Source organism: Pandoraea anapnoica, assembly GCF_902459765.1.
GTDB lineage: Bacteria > Pseudomonadota > Gammaproteobacteria > Burkholderiales > Burkholderiaceae > Pandoraea > Pandoraea anapnoica.
In genome coordinates, this window is record NZ_CABPSP010000006.1 from 75149 (window position 1) to 95036 (window position 19888).

Sequence of the window (19888 nt, forward strand, 5' to 3'; positions counted from 1 at the left end):
CCCGAGTCCGGCGGATCCTTTGGAGGCCGCTCCGTTACGGCTTGTCACGCTTTCCTGAGACGGTCATGCGTTTATCGATGTAATAGTTGTTTACAATGGAGCATTGCTGCGCGGCAGGCCGCCCGTCTGCCCGCCCAACCGCATGGCTTGATGACGACGAAATCTTCCTACTCTGCTGGTGCCGGATCGTCGTTGCCCAATCGGGTGACGCACCTCTTCCATGAAATCCGCTGGATGGCGCAGGTCGCGCTGATGGTGTTCCTGCTGATGGCGTTGTTCTCCTACAGCCGTCTGGACCCCAGCTGGACGCATGCGGCCCATGTGGAGCGTATCGCCAACTGGGCGGGACGCGTCGGCGCATGGGTCGCCGATATGCTGCTGCTCATGCTCGGTCTGTCGGCCTACTGGCTGGTGGTGTTCATCGCCCGCCGCGTGATCTCTGGCTACCGCCGCATCTCCGCCAAACGCGAAGCGCCTCCGCTGCGCGAACGCCTCGCGAGCGGCGGCTGGGTGGAGATTGTCTCGTCGCTCATGGTGCTGCTCTCGAGCGCTGGTATCGAGTCCCTGCGTCTGTACCGTCTCAAGGCTCAGTTGCCGCGTGCATCGGGCGGCGTCATCGGCGAGACCGTCGGTGGCTTCTTCCAGCATGCGCTCGGCTTCACCGGCGGCACGCTGGCCTTGCTGCTGATCTTCGCCTTCGGCCTGTCGCTGCTATTCCATTTCTCCTGGTTGTCCGCCGCCGAAAAGGTCGGTGCGCTGATTCTCGATACCGGCACAGTGATCCGTCGTCGCCGCGAGGCGCGTCAGGACCGTCGGATGGGGGAGGAAGCGGCGATCGCGCGTGAAGGTGCCGTTGTGCAGAACCGGGTCAGAGCAGAAGTCCACGAGCCGGTGCAGATCGTGCCGCCGGTCAAGGTCGTGCCCAAGAGCGAGCGGGTCGAGAAGGAAAAGCAGGCCCCGTTGTTTGCCGACCTGCCGGACTCGATCCTGCCGCCGCTGGCGCTGCTCGATCCGGCTCCGGTCGCACAGGAGACCGTGTCGGGCGAGACGCTGGAATTCACGTCGCGCCTGATTGAGAAGAAGCTCAAGGATTTCGGTGTGGAAGTGAGCGTCGTGGCTGCCTATCCCGGCCCCGTCATCACGCGTTACGAAATCGAACCGGCCACGGGCGTCAAGGGCAGTCAGATCGTGAACCTCGCGAAGGATCTGGCGCGTTCGCTTTCGCTGGTGTCGATCCGTGTGGTCGAAACCATTCCTGGTAAGAACTTCATGGGGCTGGAGTTGCCGAATCCGCGTCGTCAGACTGTGCGGATGACGGAGATTCTCGGCTCGGAGGTCTACAACAGTTCGTCGTCGCTGCTGACGCTCGCCCTAGGTAAGGACATCGGCGGCAAGCCGGTCGTGGCCGATCTGGCGAAGATGCCTCACTTGCTCGTGGCCGGTACGACCGGTTCGGGCAAGTCGGTGGGGATCAACGCCATGATTCTGTCGCTGCTGTATAAGGCAACGGCCGAGCAGGTCCGGCTCATCCTGATCGATCCGAAGATGCTCGAAATGAGCATGTACGAGGGCATCCAGCATCTGTTGTGCCCGGTGGTGACGGATATGCGTCAGGCTGGCCATGCGCTGAACTGGGTGGTGGCCGAGATGGAGCGCCGCTACAAGCTGATGAGCAAGCTGGGCGTTCGCAATCTGGCGGGCTACAACAACAAGATCGACGACGCCGCCAAGCGCGAAGAACATATTCCGAATCCGTTCTCGCTGACGCCGGAAGAACCCGAGCCGTTGCAGCGTCTGCCGTACATCGTGGTCGTGATCGACGAACTGGCCGACCTGATGATGGTCGTCGGCAAGAAGGTCGAAGAGCTGATCGCCCGGATTGCACAGAAGGCGCGCGCGGCGGGCATTCACCTGATTCTGGCGACGCAGCGTCCGTCGGTCGACGTCATTACCGGTCTGATCAAGGCAAACGTGCCCACGCGGGTGGCGTTCCAGGTGTCGTCGAAGATCGATTCGCGCACGATTCTGGACCAACAGGGTGCCGAGACGTTGCTGGGCATGGGTGACATGCTGTACATGCCGCCGGGCACCGGGTTGCCGTTGCGTGTGCACGGTGCGTTCGTGGCCGATGACGAAGTGCACCGCGTGGTCGAGCGGCTCAAGGAGCAGGGCGAGGCCAACTACGTCGAAGGTCTTCTCGATGGTGCTGTCGAAGGCGAAGAAGGCGGTATCGACGGTGCGGGCGGCGGAGGCGGTGGAACTGGCGAGGGGGGCGGCGAGTCCGATCCTCTTTACGATCAGGCCGTGGCCGTGGTGCTCAAGCAGCGCCGTGCGTCGATCTCGCTGGTGCAGCGCCATTTGCGCATCGGCTACAACCGGGCGGCGCGCCTGCTCGAACAGATGGAACAGTCCGGCGTTGTGTCGGCGATGGCGAGCAACGGCAACCGGGAAATTCTGGTGCCGAATCGCGAGGGAGAATAAAGAATATGCTGGGATTCAAGCGCGGCTTGCCGCTCATGGTGGGTGCCGTCGGTGTGACGCTGGCGGCGCTGGTCGCACCGGCTTACGCGAGCGGTACGGCACAACTCAAGGCGTTCGCGGCGCAGGTGAAGTCGGCACGTGGCGAGTTCGAGCAGAAGCAAGTCAAGGGGCAGCAGAACGGCGAGATGAAGGTGACGAACAATGCGTCGGGCACGTTCGAGTTCTCGCGTCCCGGCCAGTTCGTCTGGCACTACACCAAGCCTTACGATCAGTTGTTGCAGGCGGACGGCACGACGCTCTACGTCTATGACAAGGATCTGAATCAGGTAACCGAGCGCAAACTGGGCGACTCGCTGGGTGCAAGCCCGGCAGCGATCCTGTTCGGTAGCAACGACATCGAAAAGAGTTTCACGCTCAAGGATGCCGGTGTGAAGAACGGCATCGACTGGGTCGAGCTCAAGCCGAAGGCGCAGGACACGCAGTTCCAGCGCGTGGGCATCGGTTTTCGCGACGGTAATCTCGCCGCGATGGAGCTGTACGACGCGTTCGGCAACGTGACCTTGCTCACGTTCAGCAACATGCAGAAGAACCCGCCGCTACCGGCGGGCAACTTCAAGTTCTCCGTGCCCAAAGGGGCAGACGTGATCAAGGGTTGAGCTTGCGCTGACCTTTGTTCCCGCCGCCCGGCATCGTCTGAAAAGCGCTTTGCGGGCGAGTCGGCCATCGGACTGGCATAATGGGGACATCTGATTATCTGACTGCGGCCGGGGACATCCCCGGCCGCGCTGCTTGAGAACATGCCAAACGACGCCCCTTTGTCGGCTTCGGTGCCTTTGGCCGAGCGCCTTCGCCCCCATACCATCGACGATGTGATTGGCCAGCGTCACTTGCTGGGCAAGGGAAAGCCTTTGCGCGTGGCATTCGAAGCGGGCCGTCCCCATTCGATGATTCTCTGGGGCCCGCCGGGCGTCGGCAAAACGACGCTCGCGCGTCTGATGGCGGACGCCTTCAAGGCCTATTTCATTGCGCTGTCGGCCGTGCTCTCCGGTGTGAAGGACATTCGCGACGCCGTCGAGGCTGCGCAGATTCAGCGCGGGCAGGGCAAGCAGACGGTCGTGTTCGTCGATGAGGTGCATCGCTTCAACAAGGCGCAGCAGGACGCCTTCCTGCCGCACGTCGAGTCCGGTTTGTTCATCTTTGTCGGTGCGACGACGGAAAACCCGTCGTTCGAAGTGAATGGCGCATTGCTCTCGCGTGCGGCTGTGTATGTGCTCAAGAGCCTGAACGACGAAGAGCTCGGCGAGATGGTCACGCGCGCCGCGCATGAGCTGGGCGATATCGAATTCACCGACGAAGCGCGTCAGGGGCTGATCGATTCGGCGGATGGCGATGGCCGCAAGCTGTTGAACAACGTCGAAATCGTTGCGCAGGCCGCGATGTCGCAAGACATGGAGACGATCGACGAGGCGCTGCTGGCCAGTGTGCTCGCCGAGAATCTGCGTCGCTTCGACAAGGGCGGCGACGCGTTCTACGATCAGATCAGCGCGCTGCACAAGTCGGTGCGCGGCAGTTCGCCGGACGGCGCGCTGTACTGGTTCTGCCGCATGCTCGACGGCGGTGCCGATCCGCGTTATCTGGCGCGCCGGATCGTGCGTATGGCGTGGGAAGACATCGGCCTGGCCGACCCGCGTGCGGCGCGTATCGCGCTGGATGCGGCGGAAACGTACGAGCGTCTCGGCACGCCTGAAGGTGAATTGGCATTGGCGCAGGCGATTCTGTATCTCGCGTCGGCCCCGAAGTCGAATGCGGGCTACAACGCGTACAACCAGGCGCGCGCGTTCGTCGGCAAGGACAAGTCGCGTGCGGTACCGATTCATTTGCGCAATGCACCGACCAAGCTGATGAAGGAACTCGGCTACGGTCACGAGTATCGCTACGCGCACGACGAGCCGGATGCCTATGCTGCCGGTGAGACGTATTTCCCCGACGATTTGCGTGCGCAAAACTGGTACCGTCCGGTGCCGCGCGGTCTGGAAGGCAAGATCGGGGAGAAGCTGAACTGGCTGAAGTCGCTCGATGCCGAATGGCGTCGTGCGAATGCCAAGGGACGCAAAACCGATGCCCCGGCGAAGACGCCGACGGCTGGGAAAGCGTCTGCTTCGTCTTCATCTTCCGAGAAATCGCCGTCTTCGGAATCCGGGGACGACGAGTCCGCATGAGTCTGCGCGCTGTCGTGCGGGTCGGGCGACCGTAACGAGCAGCCGCAGCGTCTCGGCGCCTGGCGACATGTCAAATCGCGTCACGGCGCTGCGCGTTTGGTAAAATCCCGCCATTAGTGCTGGCGTCGGCGAGAAAGCACTGGCAACGCCGCCGTCGGCCAATACCCAATTCAAGGTCCACCCACGTGGGCCGCTCACAATAGATTTCCCACCATGCTCGACATTCAACTTCTTCGCAAGGATCTCGACGGCGTTGCTGCGCGACTCAAGGCGCGCGGTTACACGCTGGACGTGGCGGCATTCGCTGCGCTCGAGGCGGAGCGCAAGCAGATTCAGACGCAAACAGAGGAGCTTCAGGCGCGTCGCAATGCGTTGTCCAAGCAGGTCGGCATGAAGAAGGGCAAGGGCGAGGACGCCTCGGCCGAGATCGCCGAAGTCGGCGGCATCGCTGACACGCTCAAGGCGTCGTCGGTACGTCTGGAAGAGATTCAGACGCGTCTGTCGGATTTGCTGCTGGGCGTGCCGAACCTGCCGCACGAGAGCGTGCCGGTCGGTTCGGACGAGACGCAGAACGTGGAAGTGCGCCGCTGGGGCACGCCGCGGGAGTTCGACTTCACGCCGCGCGATCACGTCGATCTCGGCGCCGCGTTGGGGCTGGATTTCGACGCAGCGGCGAAGCTTGCCGGGGCACGTTTTTCGGTGATGAAGGGCGGCATTGCACGTCTGCATCGTGCGCTGGCGCAGTTCATGCTCGACACGCACACGAGCGAGCACGGCTATACGGAAACGTACGTGCCGTACATCGTGAATGCCGCGTCGATGCGTGGTACGGGCCAGTTGCCGAAGTTCGAGGACGACCTGTTCAAGGTGCCGCGCAAGGTTGGCGGTGAAGAGGGCGAACGCATCGAGAACTTCTATTTGATTCCGACGGCGGAAGTGTCGCTGACGAATCTGGTGCGTGACGAGTTGCTGCCGAACGACGCGTTGCCGATGCGCATGGTGGCGCATACGCCGTGCTTCCGCTCGGAGGCAGGTAGCTATGGCAAGGACACGCGCGGCATGATTCGTCAGCATCAGTTCGACAAGGTCGAGTTGGTGCATGTGGTGCGTCCGGAAGAGTCGTACGACGCGCTTGAGACGCTGGTGGGGCACGCGGAAACGATTCTGCAGAAGCTTGGATTGCCGTACCGCACGCTGGTGCTGTGCACTGGCGACATGGGCTTCGGCAGTGCGAAGACGTACGACATGGAAGTGTGGATTCCGGCGCAGAACACGTATCGTGAGATTTCGTCGTGCTCGAACATGGAGAGCTTCCAGGCGCGCCGGATGCAGGCACGTTTCCGCAATGCGCAGAACAAGCCGGAGCTGGTGCACACGCTGAACGGTTCGGGCCTCGCGGTAGGACGAGCGCTGGTGGCGGTGCTGGAGAACTATCAGAATGCCGATGGTTCGGTGACGGTGCCGGATGTGCTGCGTCCGTACATGGGTGGCATTGAGCGTCTTGAGCCCACAGCGTAAAAAACTTTAAAAAAGGGGTTGTCGAAAAAGGAAATTCGGCTATAATCTCTTTCTCGTTGCTTGAGGCCACTCAGGCAACGAACCAAAGCAGAAAGAACGCTTGGAGAGGTGGCAGAGTGGTCGAATGCGCCGGACTCGAAATCCGGTGTACGGTTATACCGTACCGTGGGTTCGAATCCCACCCTCTCCGCCAAGCAAACAATGAAGCCCTTGAATTTCAAGGGCTTTTTTGTTTTGTGCGTCAGCAACCTACAAGATGACTATGAAGGCGCTGACCGCGTTATCCCACTGAATTCGTGTGCTTCACTGAACATCTGTCAGTGCGGATCATCTCCAGAGCTTGGGACAGGTTGTGATCCTTGTCTTCGTCGCGCAGCCGATGGTAGGCGACGCGCAATTTCGCTTCTGAGTCGTCAGCCGAGAAAAAATAAGTGACCGAACGATTCAAGTTGGCGGCAATGCGCTCGACCATCCAATAGTCAGGGGCGTGCTTGCCTCGCTCATATTGGTTCATGCGAGCGCTGGCGGATATTTCGTCAGTTGTTGTAGGTCGCTTCCGAGATTCCGAATTTACGGCACAACTCGTCCGGGCTTCAAAATTGCCAGAAACCTCTGGTTTCGGGTGGCGCCGTTTTTCGGCAGGACGTCAACCGACGCTGGTGCGCGATAGGTGGGCATCTACAAGGGAAGCGAGTTCCGAAGCGTGCTCATGCGCCAGATTATGGTTACCGCCTGGGACTACGTGCAACTGTGCGTCAGGAAGCAGTTCGAGTAGCCGCTGGCCAACCGCTAGCGGACTGATCGGATCGGCATCTCCCCAAAGCAAAAGGACAGGCTGTGAAATTCGCCTTAGTTCGTCAGTCAGGTCAACGTTGAACGACGTGAACCAATCTGGGAAAGACGGATTTGCATTGATAAATCCGCTTCGCCACTCTGTCGCGCCCAATACTCGTGTGTCGATTCCGCCAGAGGTCACCGTCAAAACAAGATGGGTTATCAGGTCAGGCTTTTGCAGCGCCGCGCGAATCGCTAACACCCCGCCTATGGATTGGGCTATCACGGCGGTGGGCCGGTCGATGTGAGATACGACCATTCGAACAAGGTCGTCGATGTTGTTGACATTGGGCGCGGGGGGCTCTTGACCGAACCCTGGATACGCAAGGATGACTTTCCTGGCAGGCGTCGTGAGCAGATTCGCGAGGGGCTGCCAGAACGCAGTGTTTCCGGACGCACCCGGCAGAAAGAGCAGTTTCGAGGGAGCTGGCAAGCTTAAATTCTCCTAAGCTAAAACAATCGATCAAGCTGGAACCGTTTGTCGATCATGCGCGTATGTAGCGCTGCCGACAATGCGGCGCTACGTACGATCATACGGTTTTTGGGAGCGCATTACGTTGCTGACGCATTCGGATCCGTGGTGCGCTCCGGGGAGATCCGGTTGACCAGCACCATGCCGATGGCTGCCCACCACTCGCTGACGGCCTGATCCGTCATCGCAGCCTCGTCTTGCGCAATCGCTTCATGCCCGGGGCTGCGCAAGAAGTCCTCAAGATCGTTCACGTCGGAAACCCCATCAGCGTTACGCCGTCGATGCTGCTGACTGGCGGGTGATACAGCGGCTCGCCCGGTTGCGTCGGTCCGATGTTGTGGGGTTGCACGTAACGTCGCACCCAGGCGCTGGACTGGTGTGCCGCGTGCGATGCATGCTCGCGTAACCACCAGGCTTAAACGTATCTCGATCGATCGTCGGAAGGCGCGTGTGGCGTTTGACCAGCGTGACAGGTTCATTTTTCGTGCTGCTCGGCACGATGATGTACTGGCGAGAGAGCACCGGACCGATGTCGCGGAAAATCGTCCGATGCAAAGCCATCCTCGATACCGTTCTGGCCGGTCAGGGGATCGCTTTGCTGTCCGATTGGTTGGTCGCCGAACATCTCACCGCCGACCAGCTAGAGCAAGTGTTGCCCGACGTGCGGACGCACGGTTTTCCGATTCATGCGGTTTGGCAGAAGAACCAGCTCCTGTCTGCCAAAGTCCGGCATGTCGTGGATTTGCTGGCCGCGCGATTCTCGCCGGACGCGCCGTGGGAGGCCGTGTCCTGCAAGTCGTCACAGAGGTGATTTACGTTTGCCACGCACGGCGTATGCGTTCGCGAATGTCACGCAAACGATGAACGGGTTCGTTGGCGAATACGAAGCGCAGGTAGCGATCCGATGTAGGCCCCCAGCCGGTCATTGGGGTCGCGGCAACTTTGCCGTGCTCAAGCAGTCGCCGCGAAGCATCGGGTGGCTCGATGCCCAGACGGCGCGTGTCGATCAACATCGACCAACCGCCGTGCGGACGAATCACCGGGAGATCGGAAAGCGCCTCCATCAGGAAGTCGCTACGGCTTTCCCATTCGGCGACGGCTGCGGCCACGCCGTCGTCGGTGGCGTTAAGCGCGGCGGCCGCACCGTCCATTGCGATTCCGACCTGACAGACCACGTTCGAGAGGCTGACGAGGCGCACATCTTTCATGATCGACTCAGGGCCGACAACCCATCCCACCCGCCATCCGATCATCCGATACTCTTTCGACACCGCACCGATGGTGATCGTCCGGTCTCTCATGCCCGGAAACGTGGCGGGGTGAACGACGGTCCGTCCACCAAACAGAATGCGTTCCATCGCGGCGTCGTAAATGAGCCAGATGTTCCGTTGCACGCAGTGCTCGACGATGGCCTGCCATTCCTCCAGGGTCGGCACATAACCGGTCGGCATCGAGGGCGACACGATCAGCAGGGCTTTGGTACGAGGCCCGACGGCGGCGGCAAGGCTATCGAGGTCGAGGCGCCAGCCCTCGGGTTCCGGAGACAGTCGGGCAAACTTCGGCACACCACCGGCCAGATGGACGCGATTGATCAGCCCTGCATAGATGGGATCGGTGAGCACGACTTCGTCGCCGGGTTCCAGGAGCGCAAGCAGAACGTTCAGGATGCCCGTTAGGCCGCCCGCCGATATGATGCACTCGCTCGCCGGGTCGTATTCCGTGCCTGCGCTGCGCCCCACCCGCGCCGCCGCGGCTTCGCGCAGTGGTCGAAGACCGGTGAACGGGAGATAGCTGTTGGCCGCGTCGTCATCGATTGCCTCGCGCGTACGCGCAAGGGCTACCGCCGGGGGGCGCAGATCGGTATCCAGATTCTCAAGCCTAAAATTGTCCGGATCGCCTAGCGAGTCCGCTGCATCGCCCACACGATCCACACCGATTCCGGGAATTTTCTTCAATCGAGATACCGTCATATCGACCTCCGATGTTGTTTTAATATATTAAAATGAAAAAAACCGTAAATGGCAAGTTTTCTTCCGTTTCGTTGGCGGAGCGTTTGCGCGAACGTATTGCCGGCGGAGAATGGGCACCCGGGACACAGTTGCGTCAGGAATTGATCGCGAGAGAATTCGGCACGAGCCATATCCCGGTTCGGGAGGCATTCGTGGAGTTGCAGTCGAGCGGCTATGTGACGATCGTGCCGAATCGCGGCGCGTTTGTTTCGGCGATGACGACGTCCGAGGCTTCGGAGTTGACGGAAATGCGGGTGGCGTTAGAGCTGCTGGCGCTCGACGCCGCAATAGATGGATTCGGTCCGAGCGATGAAGCTGCGGTGCGCGCGATTCTTGCGCAGGACGAGACAGCGGACGAAGTCGAGTACTGGTCGGTCGACAACTGGGCGTTTCACCGGGCGATCTATCAGGCGAGTGGTCGCCGCCATTTGATGGAAACGCTCGAAGCCATCTGGCGCAAGACCGATCGCTATCTACGACTTGTGTGGCAACTGGAACGCTATCAGGACATTTCGTTTGCCGAACACGCCGCCATTCTGGAGGCCGTGCTCGCGGACGACCGGCGCACCGCGAAACGCCTGACGAAAGCGCACATCCTGTCGGCGGGTGAGGTCATGCAGATCGCACTGCGCGAAGCCCTGGCGAGTTGATGCGCGTGAATCGGTTGATGCATTTCGTTCAGTCGACTCGCGAAGCCCGGAGCGCTAGCGCTGCTTCGGTGAGGTGCCCGGATCGGCGGCCAGAACGAAAACAGCGACCGATTCGATAGCGGTTGCAGCCAATCCAGTCATTCATATTCGCTATTTTAGAAATATCGAACCATATCTGTACGCTGTCTTTCGTCGCACACATACTTTCTTCACCTTCCTTCGTGGACGAAAGACATGACATCGCCAGTGCTGCACGACACGACATCTCGCATTGCCCAGGGCCGGAGCCAGTCATGAGCATCGAAGCGGGACGTGTTAAACAGCCGGACGCCTTGGAGGCGCCGGGCGATCCAAACCGGTGGGTTGCGTTGCCTGTTCTGTTGACCGGGGCCTTTCTTCCGATTCTCGATTTCAATGTCGTGAATCTTGCCTTACCTGAGATCAGCCGCGATCTGGGGGCGACGGCCAGCGACACACAGTTTGTCATCTCGGCCTATGCCGCCACGTATGCGGTCTTCCTCATCACGGGTGGCCGGCTTGGTGATTGGCTAGGGCGCAAGCGTATGTTTATGTCTGGCGTGGCGGGATTCACGCTCGCCTCCGTGCTGTGCGGCGTGGCGGGTTCGCCGGAAGTCCTGATTGCAGGACGCATTCTTCAAGGACTCACTGCGACTGTTATGGCGCCGCAGGTGCTTGCTTCCATTCGAGTGTTGTTCCCTGCGGCGGAACAGGGCACTGCGCTAGGACTTTACGGTGCTGTGTTCGGATTGGCGAATATCGCCGGTCAGATCCTTGGCGGGGTCCTGGTGACGACGCATCCGCTGGGTTTGGCCTGGCAGGCAATCTTTCTCGTCAACGTGCCCATCGGTGTGGCGGCGTTTCTCGGTGGTCTGCGGTTTCTCGGCGAATCGCGAGCCGATCATGCCCAACGTCTGGATATCGGCGGGGTCATTCGTTTGTCCGCCGCGCTCGGTTTGCTCGTCTATCCGCTGATCGAAGGTCGAAGCGTGGGGTGGCCCGTATGGACTTTAGCAATGCTGGCGTCGTCGCCGCTTGCGTTGTTGAGTTTCGTGCGATACGAGCACCGACTCGCCCGACGCGGCGGCGCACCGCTTGTGGATCTGAACCTGTTCCGTCAGCCCGGGCTCGCGGTCGGCATAGCGATGGCGCTCCTTTACTACATGTTGTCGTCGTTCTATCTGATGTTCTCAATCTACTTGCAGAGCGGCCTGAAGCTCACGCCACTCGATGCCGGTATGCGCACGTTGCCGTTTGCGATTGGCTACTTCGGCGCGTCGTTCGTCGCTGCGCGCTTTATGCGCTGGCTCGGCTCGCGCGCGCTGACGCTCGGCTTTGGGGTGCAGGTGCTCGGCTTCGGTAGCGTGATCTGGGCCGTGGGCGACGCGCGCCTGCCTCTGGTGGAGTGGGGATTGTTCGTCGCCGGTCTGGGATATGGTCTCGTCATGCCGTCCGTGATCAAAGCGGTCATCGGTGGCGTGGAACCGCGTCACGCAGGTCTGGCTTCCGGGGTCGTGATCTCGACATTTCAGATTGGGGCGGCGCTTGGCGTAGCCATCATCGGAGGCGTCTTCTACAGCGCCCTGGGGACCGGGCACGACGTCGCCGCTTATACCCATGCATTTGTGCTGGCACTGACTTGCAACGTCGCGCTGCTGATCGTCGGCGGCCTGCTGTCGACCCGGCTGCCGCGATAGTTGTCATCGCCCGGTCCGCGCCTCCTGCACATCCTACCCACGCCTCCCAGTCACCACCTCTGCCGATCCTCGGTCAGCGCGCGGTGAAATCCCGGCTGTTGCTCACTCTGGGCGTCTCCACGCCATGTGACGCAGCGCGCGCCCCTCCATCCAGTGCCCTGTGCATGCCGTCATCTCGAAGCTATTCATAAAAAGAATAGTTTGATACATCTTATCGATTTTTAAAATAAAGTCCCGCGACATATCGTTGATGGACTGGCGTCTGGACGCGCACCGGAGCGTTCGTGCCGAGATAAAGCGCCGGCACGTTCGTCGGTGTAACGAGGAGATGGATGAGACATGATGCACAACGAGATTGCCTCGTCGCCGCCGCGCGTGATCGAGGCCGACGAAAAAAAAATCATATTCGCCGCGTCGTTGGGGGCGGTGTTCGAGTGGTACGACTTCTTTTTGTACGGCGCACTGGCCGCCGTGATTGCCACGCAGTTCTTCAGTAGCCTGAATCACACGGCGGCGTTCGTATTTGCGCTGCTAACCTTCGCGGCCGGTTTCATCGTGCGGCCGATCGGGGCGCTGATCTTCGGACGCCTGGGGGATCTGGTAGGGCGAAAACGCACGTTCCTGCTTACGATCGTCATCATGGGGGGCTCTACGCTGTTGGTCGGTGTGTTGCCCGGCTATCAGACGATGGGCGTCGCGGCGCCCATCGTGCTCGTGTTGCTGCGCATGCTGCAAGGGCTGGCGCTCGGTGGCGAGTACGGTGCGGCGGCGACATATGTCGCAGAGCATGCGCCCAACGACAAGCGTGGCGGTTGGACCGCCTGGATCCAGACGACGTCTACGGTCGGGTTGCTGCTGTCGCTCGTCGTCATCATCGCCATGCGGGCACTGACAGGAAAATCCTTCGACGTCTGGGGCTGGCGCATTCCGTTCCTTCTCTCCGGGGTGCTTCTGGCTGTATCAGTCTATGTGCGCGTTTCAATGCAAGAGTCCCCGGCATTCCAGAAGATCAAGGCAGAGGGACGCACGTCCCGTGCGCCGCTGACCGAAGCCTTCGGCAAGTGGAGCAATCTCAAGTTGGTGCTGCAAGCGCTGTTCGGGCTTCTCGCCGGGCAGGCCGTGGTGTGGTTCACCGCGCTGTTCTACGCCATGTTCTTTCTCACGCAGACGCTCAAGCTCGATACTGGCACCACCAATCTGCTCGTCGGCCTGGCGCTGGTCATCAGTTCACCGCTGTACATCTTCTTTGGCAGATTATCGGACCGCGTCGGCCGCAAACCCGTCATCCTGTGCGGCCTGTTTCTGGCGGCGGCGACGCTCTTCCCGATTTTTCAGGGCCTCACACACTTCGCCAATCCGGCACTCGCGCGCGCGCAGCAGACGTCGCCCGTGGTCATCGTCGGAGACCCGGCCGACTGCTCGTTCCAGTTCAACCCGACGGGCACCGCCACCTTCGACAATGCCTGTGACGTGGCACGACGGGTGCTGTCTGCCAACTCGGCAAGCTACGCGAGTGTTCCGGCCCCGGCCGGCGCCGAAACACTCGTTCGCGTCGGGACGGCGGAGATCGCCGTCCCTTCATTGCGAGGACTTCCTCCGGCACAGGCGAGAGCAGAGGAACAGGGATTCCGGGCGGCCGTCGTGCAGGCGCTCTCGCATGCGGGATATCCGGCGAGTGCTGACCCCAACGCAGTGAACCAGCCCATGATCCTAATCTTGCTGATCGTGCTCATGGCCTATGGTGCGATGACGTTGGGGCCGATTGCAGCGATCCTCGTCGAAATGTTCCCCACGCGTATCCGGTATTCGGCGATGTCGTTGCCGTACCACATCGGTAACGGCTACTTTGGTGGATTGTTGCCGACGATATGTTTTGCGCTCGTGGCACAACGTGGCGACATCTACTTTGGCTTGTGGTATCCGGTGACCGTGGCGGCGATATCGGGTGTGATCGGCTTGTGCTTTATCAAGGAGCCGACGCGAGATCAGATGTATCGGGACGACTGACGTTCGTCACTTTTGTCGGTGGGTAGGGCAAGGAGGCTTCGCAGCTTCCTTGCCCATTTTGTTGTCCCGCCATTCGGTGTCGGACGTACATTGTCAGTACTATTTTTATAATCAATAACGAAATGATAAAAATGGATTTCAAAAATAAAACTCGATTGCTTACATTGATTGGGTAGCGACTTCACGGTGAATTCGCGACGCTCAAATCAACAGGAGGCCATGACATGGCAGATGTGGAGCAGCTGAAAAATGAGATCAAGGTTGTGATGTTCGACCAGTACGGCACGGTCGTCGATATGCAGAGCGGGTTGACGCAGGTCGCCACGCCGTTCCTGCGCGACAAGGGCTGGACAGGCAACCCGAATTCGTTCGTTACCTGGTGGCGCCGCACGCACTTTGAGAACTCGATGATCGACGCCCTGCTGCATAAGGAGCACACGCCGTATCGTGAGATCGGCCATCGGGCGGTGTCTTACACGCTCGACCGTGCGGGCATCTCCTACACGCGCGAAGAAGTCGAGTACCTTGTATCCAACATCGAGAAACTCAAGCCGTTCCCGGACGTTCCCGAGGCGCTGGCCCGCCTTCAGACGAAGTACAAGATCGTCGTGCTCTCCAACGGTGACCGCGACATGCTGGAAACGGCGAAGCAATATCACCGGATTCCGTTCGACAAAGTGATCTCGGTGGCCGAAGCTAACTCGTTTAAGCCGCACGTGGCGACGTACACGAAGGCCGCAGAAATCATGGGTGTGCGTATGGACGAAGTCCTGTTCGTCGCCAACCATGCGTTCGACTGTCTGGGCGCGAAGTCCGCAGGCATGCGTAGTGCCTTCATCGATCGTCGGAAGCGCCCGTTCGGCGGCACACCGCACCAGCCGGATCTGTGGGTCGACGACATGAAGTCGCTGGCCGATCTGATCGTCTGAGCCGGGAACCCGTAACTATCACTCAGGGCAGTATTTTCCTCAGGGGTGTGGCGGATGATCGCCACCCCCCCCTTTTTTTAACGGCGGAGGATTAATTGCGATTAGCCCGACGCAAAATCGCGTTGGCCCGGTCGATGACGGGACGATCGACCATTCGGCCATCGATCATCACGGCGTGGGAGGCTTGGGTGGCTTCGATCACGCGCTGTGCCCAGGCGATGTCGTGTGCCGAAGGGGAGAAGATAGCGCGCGCAAGCGGGAGTTGCGTCGGATGGACGCAGAGCTTGCCGAGAAAGCCGAGATTGCGCTCGAAGCGCGCCGAGCGTTCGAAGGCGCTCAGATCCGCGATATGCTCGGTTGCGCCTGCAACAGGGGCGGGCAAGCCGGCTGCGCTGGACGCAGTGACAATCCTGGCGCTCGGGTAGAGCAGTCCGGTGTGCTCGTCAGGTGGCAAAGACAGCGCCGTCTGGAAGTCCATGTTGCCGAACGCCAGACGGCAAACTTTCCCGCTGTCTGCAATCGAATCGACATTCAGGATGCCGCACGCCGTTTCAATCATGCCGACTCGCGCCAGCGACCCCGGCAATGCTGCCGCCGCTGCGGTGAGCGCATCGACGGTATCGACCATGGTGAGGAAGACGCCGGCGATACGGTCATGAAGCATGGCGATGGCTTTGGCGTCGTGCTCGAAATGTGTCCCGGTCGAAGGGTTGAGTCGGATGAGGATGCGGTGGCTGTCATTGCGGCAGGCAAACGCCGCCGTATGCTCGCGAGCCGCCAGCTTGTTCGCGTCGATGACAGACGCCTCCCAATCGATGATGACCATGTCGGCGTCGGACTTCAACGCCTTCGCGAAGCGCTCCGGGCGGTCGCCGGGTACGAAAAGGAACGTCTGGGCGGTGTCGAGTCGAGCAGCGTTGTCAGGCGTCGAGTCGGAGGAGGTCATGGCAATCCCATTCCTTTGAAGTTAGAGCACCTTCCAGGTCGACGTAGCACTAGCGAGCAGGACATTGGCGGCGTCGCGCGCCTCGGACTGAAGGAAGCAGATCTGCCGTCCCCGGCTGCTGAAGCGACTTGTCGCACTCACCCGGCCTTCGCGGGTCGCCCGGGTGTACTGGATGTTCATGGCGAGTGTGGCGCCTGCGCCGACCTCATGGCGGAGCAGGTGCCCCATCGAGATGTCGAGCAACGTTGCGATGACCCCGCCATGCAACGATCCCTGCGGGTTGAACATGAAGTCCAGGACCGGCATGGCGACGGTGCACGACGCATCGGCGTAAGTGACGTCCATCCCATATAACTTGAGCAGGAAGAACGTGTTGAAGTCCTGGTGATAGCTTTGGAGTGCTGCCTCGAAGGCTTCTCTCGCCTGTGCTTCGTCGATGCGTTTTTCCATGGTCATTTTTTCGCGACCTGCTTTATCTGGCCTGCTTGAGTGGCGCCGTCGCGGATGGTGCCGTGCGAGCGTAACGTGTCGATCACATCGTCGGAAATACCGAGCACCGTCGAGAGAATCTCGTGTGTGTGCTGGCCGAGCATCGGGGGAGCGCTTGCGGCACGCATCGCTTCGTCGTCGAACCGGACGGGCGTTGCGATGTTCTTCACCTCGCCCGCGACGGGATGTTGCATCGAAACGATCATGCCGCGCTGCGTCAACTGGGGGGCTTCGCACACCTCGCCGACAGTGCGAATCAGCCCACAGGGCACACCGGCCGCGCCGAGCTTTTCCACCCAGTGGCTGCGGGTGTTGCCGCGCAAAATGTCGCTCACAAGCGGCCTGAGCGCCTGCCGGTGCTCAACGCGTTGCGGTGCCGTGACGAAACGTGCGTCATCGTACAAAGCCCGTGCCCCGGTGATGTCGCAGAACAGCCGCCAGAATTTGTCGTTCGCGACGCCGAGATTGATCCACCCATCCGATGTCTCGAATGTCTCGTATGGGCTGATGGTGGGGTGTTCGTTGCCGCGCCGGGTCGGCGATTGCCCCGTCGTAAAGTAGATGCCGGCGTTGAATGTCAGCAGCGAGGCGAGGGCGTCGAGCATGGAGATCTCCACACAACGCGCCACACCCGTGTGCGCGCGCTCATAGAGGGCCGAGAGAATGCCCTGGACGGCAAACAGGCCCGCGACCATGTCGGCGATGGACGTGCCGACTTTGGTCGGCTGGCCACCCGCTTCGCCTGTAATGTCCATGACACCGGATTCGCCCTGAACGATCAGGTCGTAGCCGGGACGCTGCGCGTCGGGCCCCTGCGATCCGAAACCGGAAATCGAGCAGCAGATGAGGTGTGGATTGTGCTGACGCAACGTCGCGAGGTCGAGCTCGAGCCGCTGCATCGTGCCGGGGCGAAAGTTCTCGATCACGACGTCGGCTGTCTCCACGAGTTCGAGCAGCAGTTTGCGGCCTGCCTCATGCTTCAGATCGATGGCGCAGCTGCGCTTGTTGCGATTGACCGACAGGAAATACGCGCTTTCCCCTTCAACGAACGGCGGCCCGAAGGCGCGGCTGTCGTCGCCCTTGGCGGGGGCTTCGATTTTGATGACGTCCGCCCCCAGATCGCCCAGATGCATGGTGGCGAACGGGCCGGACACGACGCGGGTCAGGTCGATGATCCGAATACCCTCCAGCGGGCGGGCCGGGGCGTGCCGTGCACTGCCGGCAGTTGCGGAAGCAGTGGCGTCGGCAGACAGACGCTGGTCCATTATGAGTCTCCTATTTCACGGATCTCCAGCCAGCTTAGCGGCGTGCCGCATATCAATGAAATGGATTTTGAGTATTCGAATATTCATGTAGGATATGGCGCAAGACGCAACACACCCGAGACTGCCCGGTATGAATCTACGCTCCGTCGACCTGAATCTGCTGGTCATCTTCGATGCGCTGATGCGCGAGCGGCACGTCACTCGCGCCGCGCTGCGTATCCCGATGAGTCAACCAGCCATGAGCAACGCGCTGGCGAGGCTTCGCCACGTTTTCAAGGACGATCTTTTCATTCGTTCCGGCGGCACGATGGAGCCGACACCCCGCGCCATCGAACTCGGGGAGTCGGTCAGACAGATCCTTCGACAGACGGAACGCCTGATGTCGAGCGACGTGAACTTCGACCCCGCCACGGCGCAGCGCGAATACACGGCGCGCATGTCGGATCTGGTGGGGAGTCTGGTGCTCCCGCAGATTCTCGCGGCCATCGCCGAATCGGCCCCGGGTGTCACGCTCGACATTCTGCACATGTCGCCCGAGCGCACCATCAAGGCGCTTGAGAGCGATGAACTGGACTTTGGCCTGAGCATGCAGCTCCAGCACGCGTCCAACATTCGCAGTCAGCCACTTTTCATGGACCAGATGGTGTGTGTCATGCGTGCCGACCATCCGCTCGCGGCCGGCAAGCTGACGATGAAACGCTTTCTCGAAGCCGATCACCTGCGCGTCGCCATGAGTCCCACGGATATTCGTTTCGTCGATAACGTGCTAGCCGATCAGGGGCTGGGCAGAAAGGTTGTGGCGAAGGTTCCGCATTGGCTGTTGATTCCACCGATTCTGCAGGAGAGCCATCTGATCGCCGTCATCTCCGGAAAGCTGGCTGCCCGGCTGGCTTCGGAAGTCATTGCCGTGCGGCCACTGCCGTTCCCTTCCGAGCCGTTTTCGTGGGATATCTACTGGCATCGCCGCAACGACAACAGCGCCTCGCACAAGTGGATGCGGGATCTGATCGTGAACGCCTGTGCTTCGATATAGGCATGCGGCCGATGCGCGCCCTCACGCGTACCGGCCGGACATTACGCCAGCGCCTCAGAACTTATGCACCATGCCCACCCGTAGCGCGGCCTGATTGCGTGACGATGAGGCACTGGCGATAGCCCCCTCGAAGATGTCTGCGTGCGCGGCGCTGGCGTTCGCTCTTTGGAACGACGACATGGCGTAAAGCTCAGTTCGCTTGGACATCTTCTTGTCGATCACAAGCCCGACCAACTGATAGCCTGGCGACGCGCCCGAATAGCCGATACTGCCGACGGTGTAGGTGTACTCCCCACCTACGGTCCAGGACGGTGCGAACTCATAGTTCAACCACACCTCGTAGTTCGTGAACGTCACCGTCGAAGCCGTGCCGTTGGCCTGACCGAACAACGTGCGTGTGTAGTTAGCCCCCAGCGTCACGGCATCGATACCCCACGTGGCCCCCAGCCCCCACTCCTGAAGTGACGCGGGGTTGCCGACATAGCTGAACGGTCCCGCCGCACCGATGGCTGCGCCGCTCGTATTGGCGAGGAAGTTGCCGTCGGGGAACAGCGTCGCGGGATGTTTCGCCTGCAAATAGCCGCCCGCGAACAGCAGCGCGCCGAGACGGTAACGCACGCCCGCGCTCCATGTGCCTATCGTCGAGGTGCCCGGAGCGTTCGAATTCGATAGCCCCAGCATGGCCGCGAAGGAGAGACCGCCGTAGTCGACGCTGGTGAACTTGATTGCATTGTTCACGCGGTACGAATCGCTTGTGTTGTCGATGTCGCTGGCATGCGCGAACATCGGCCCCCAGTTGCCGTTAAACGTCACAGGCTGCACGAAGTCCACGATCTCGTCGTATTGCCGGCCGATAGCGAGCGAGCCGAGCGACCGATCGCGCAATTCAATGTAGGCCTGTCGCCCGAACTGGCGCCCGCCCTGAAAGAGCTGACCATTCGCCGAATTGAACCCGTTCTCCAGCTTGAACGACACGGAACGGCCGCCACCGAGGTCCTCGCTGCCCATGAGTCCCCAGCGACTGCCGTAGATTCCCGAGAGCGTGCCGTCGACAACCGACCACTGCGATTTCCCGCCGCTATTGCTGACATAGTCGATGCCTGTGTCGATCACGCCGTACAGCGTCACGCTGGACTGCCCGTACGCAAGACCTGCGGACAACGCCCACAAGCCCAATATCCACTTCACCTGCTGTTTCATTGCGCTTCCCCTTTCCTGTCATGTGCCACGTCTACAAAAAATCGCCTATAAAATTCGGATTACTAATTTTTGTGGAATGATGAAACCCTGTGCCGATCATCCGCATTCTTCTGAGTGCGCC

The 19888-nt window shown here is 60.7% G+C and carries 18 protein-coding genes and 1 tRNA gene; 11 read left to right on the forward strand and 8 right to left on the reverse strand.

The window, feature by feature from the left end; genetic code table 11:
• The first annotated feature begins 150 nt into the window (after positions 1-150).
• The 5 genes from PAN31117_RS11790 (at position 151) to PAN31117_RS11810 (ending at position 6411) form a co-directional block, all read left to right on the forward strand.
• Positions 151-2481, forward strand: coding sequence for a DNA translocase FtsK (locus PAN31117_RS11790; protein ID WP_150738349.1), 2331 nt, complete (start codon positions 151-153; stop codon positions 2479-2481).
• A 5-nt stretch (positions 2482-2486) separates the two neighbouring features.
• Positions 2487-3137: an outer membrane lipoprotein chaperone LolA gene (gene lolA / locus PAN31117_RS11795; RefSeq protein WP_150738350.1), complete on the forward strand. Its 651-nt coding sequence runs from the start codon at positions 2487-2489 to the stop codon at positions 3135-3137.
• Positions 3138-3278: 141 nt separating this feature from the next.
• Positions 3279-4700 (forward strand): replication-associated recombination protein A, encoded by a 1422-nt coding sequence (locus PAN31117_RS11800; RefSeq protein ID WP_150738351.1) that lies wholly within the window; start codon positions 3279-3281, stop codon positions 4698-4700.
• Between the two features lie 213 nt (positions 4701-4913).
• Positions 4914-6218, forward strand: coding sequence for a serine--tRNA ligase (serS, locus tag PAN31117_RS11805; RefSeq protein ID WP_150738352.1), 1305 nt, complete (start codon positions 4914-4916; stop codon positions 6216-6218).
• Between the two features lie 102 nt (positions 6219-6320).
• Positions 6321-6411, forward strand: a tRNA-Ser gene (locus tag PAN31117_RS11810).
• 87 nt (positions 6412-6498) lie between these two features.
• On the opposite strand, the gene PAN31117_RS11815 is transcribed toward PAN31117_RS11810, so the two are convergent.
• The 3 genes from PAN31117_RS11815 to PAN31117_RS27130 form a co-directional block, all read right to left on the reverse strand.
• Entirely contained in the window at positions 6499-6732 is a 234-nt protein-coding gene (locus tag PAN31117_RS11815) for a helix-turn-helix domain-containing protein (RefSeq protein WP_150738353.1), read from the reverse strand.
• A gap of 132 nt (positions 6733-6864) precedes the next feature.
• Entirely contained in the window at positions 6865-7485 is a 621-nt protein-coding gene (locus tag PAN31117_RS11820; protein WP_150738354.1) for an alpha/beta fold hydrolase, read from the reverse strand.
• A 119-nt stretch (positions 7486-7604) separates the two neighbouring features.
• The gene (locus PAN31117_RS27130) at positions 7605-7775 is read right to left on the reverse strand and encodes a hypothetical protein (protein WP_174990927.1); all 171 of its coding nucleotides are present in this window, start codon (positions 7773-7775) and stop codon (positions 7605-7607) included.
• A 197-nt stretch (positions 7776-7972) separates the two neighbouring features.
• Here PAN31117_RS27130 and PAN31117_RS11825 point away from each other — a divergent pair, with 197 nt between their 5' ends.
• Complete coding sequence (locus tag PAN31117_RS11825; RefSeq protein WP_150738355.1) at positions 7973-8335, forward strand: LysR substrate-binding domain-containing protein; 363 nt, start codon at positions 7973-7975, stop codon at positions 8333-8335.
• 1 nt (position 8336) lies between these two features.
• Here PAN31117_RS11825 and PAN31117_RS11830 read toward each other — a convergent pair whose 3' ends face one another.
• On the reverse strand, positions 8337-9494 hold the full coding sequence (locus tag PAN31117_RS11830; RefSeq protein WP_150738356.1) for a pyridoxal phosphate-dependent aminotransferase: 1158 nt from the start codon (positions 9492-9494) through the stop codon (positions 8337-8339).
• A 32-nt stretch (positions 9495-9526) separates the two neighbouring features.
• On the opposite strand from PAN31117_RS11830, the gene PAN31117_RS11835 reads away from it, so the two are divergent.
• The 4 genes from PAN31117_RS11835 (at position 9527) to PAN31117_RS11850 (ending at position 14834) form a co-directional block, all read left to right on the forward strand.
• The gene (locus PAN31117_RS11835; RefSeq protein WP_150738357.1) at positions 9527-10183 is read left to right on the forward strand and encodes a GntR family transcriptional regulator; all 657 of its coding nucleotides are present in this window, start codon (positions 9527-9529) and stop codon (positions 10181-10183) included.
• Positions 10184-10476: 293 nt separating this feature from the next.
• The gene (locus tag PAN31117_RS11840) at positions 10477-11898 is read left to right on the forward strand and encodes an MFS transporter (RefSeq protein WP_150738358.1); all 1422 of its coding nucleotides are present in this window, start codon (positions 10477-10479) and stop codon (positions 11896-11898) included.
• A 342-nt stretch (positions 11899-12240) separates the two neighbouring features.
• Positions 12241-13905, forward strand: coding sequence for an MFS transporter (locus tag PAN31117_RS11845; RefSeq protein ID WP_150738503.1), 1665 nt, complete (start codon positions 12241-12243; stop codon positions 13903-13905).
• A 224-nt stretch (positions 13906-14129) separates the two neighbouring features.
• Positions 14130-14834 carry a haloacid dehalogenase type II gene (locus PAN31117_RS11850; RefSeq protein ID WP_150738359.1) on the forward strand — a complete coding sequence of 235 codons (705 nt, stop codon included), beginning with the start codon at positions 14130-14132 and terminating at the stop codon, positions 14832-14834.
• 91 nt (positions 14835-14925) lie between these two features.
• Here PAN31117_RS11850 and PAN31117_RS11855 read toward each other — a convergent pair whose 3' ends face one another.
• The 3 genes from PAN31117_RS11855 to PAN31117_RS11865 are packed head-to-tail and all read right to left on the reverse strand — an operon-like array spanning position 14926 to position 17534.
• Positions 14926-15780 carry an HpcH/HpaI aldolase/citrate lyase family protein gene (locus PAN31117_RS11855; RefSeq protein WP_150738360.1) on the reverse strand — a complete coding sequence of 285 codons (855 nt, stop codon included), beginning with the start codon at positions 15778-15780 and terminating at the stop codon, positions 14926-14928.
• A gap of 21 nt (positions 15781-15801) precedes the next feature.
• A complete protein-coding gene (locus PAN31117_RS11860; protein WP_246189042.1) occupies positions 15802-16230 on the reverse strand; it encodes a PaaI family thioesterase in 429 nt (142 codons plus the stop codon).
• 2 nt (positions 16231-16232) lie between these two features.
• Positions 16233-17534: a CaiB/BaiF CoA transferase family protein gene (locus PAN31117_RS11865; RefSeq protein WP_150738361.1), complete on the reverse strand. Its 1302-nt coding sequence runs from the start codon at positions 17532-17534 to the stop codon at positions 16233-16235.
• 130 nt (positions 17535-17664) lie between these two features.
• Between PAN31117_RS11865 and PAN31117_RS11870 the strand changes: the two genes are divergently transcribed.
• Entirely contained in the window at positions 17665-18567 is a 903-nt protein-coding gene (locus PAN31117_RS11870) for a LysR family transcriptional regulator (RefSeq protein WP_150738362.1), read from the forward strand.
• 54 nt (positions 18568-18621) lie between these two features.
• Here PAN31117_RS11870 and PAN31117_RS11875 read toward each other — a convergent pair whose 3' ends face one another.
• Positions 18622-19767 carry a porin gene (locus PAN31117_RS11875; protein ID WP_150738363.1) on the reverse strand — a complete coding sequence of 382 codons (1146 nt, stop codon included), beginning with the start codon at positions 19765-19767 and terminating at the stop codon, positions 18622-18624.
• Between the last annotated feature and the right edge of the window lie 121 nt (positions 19768-19888).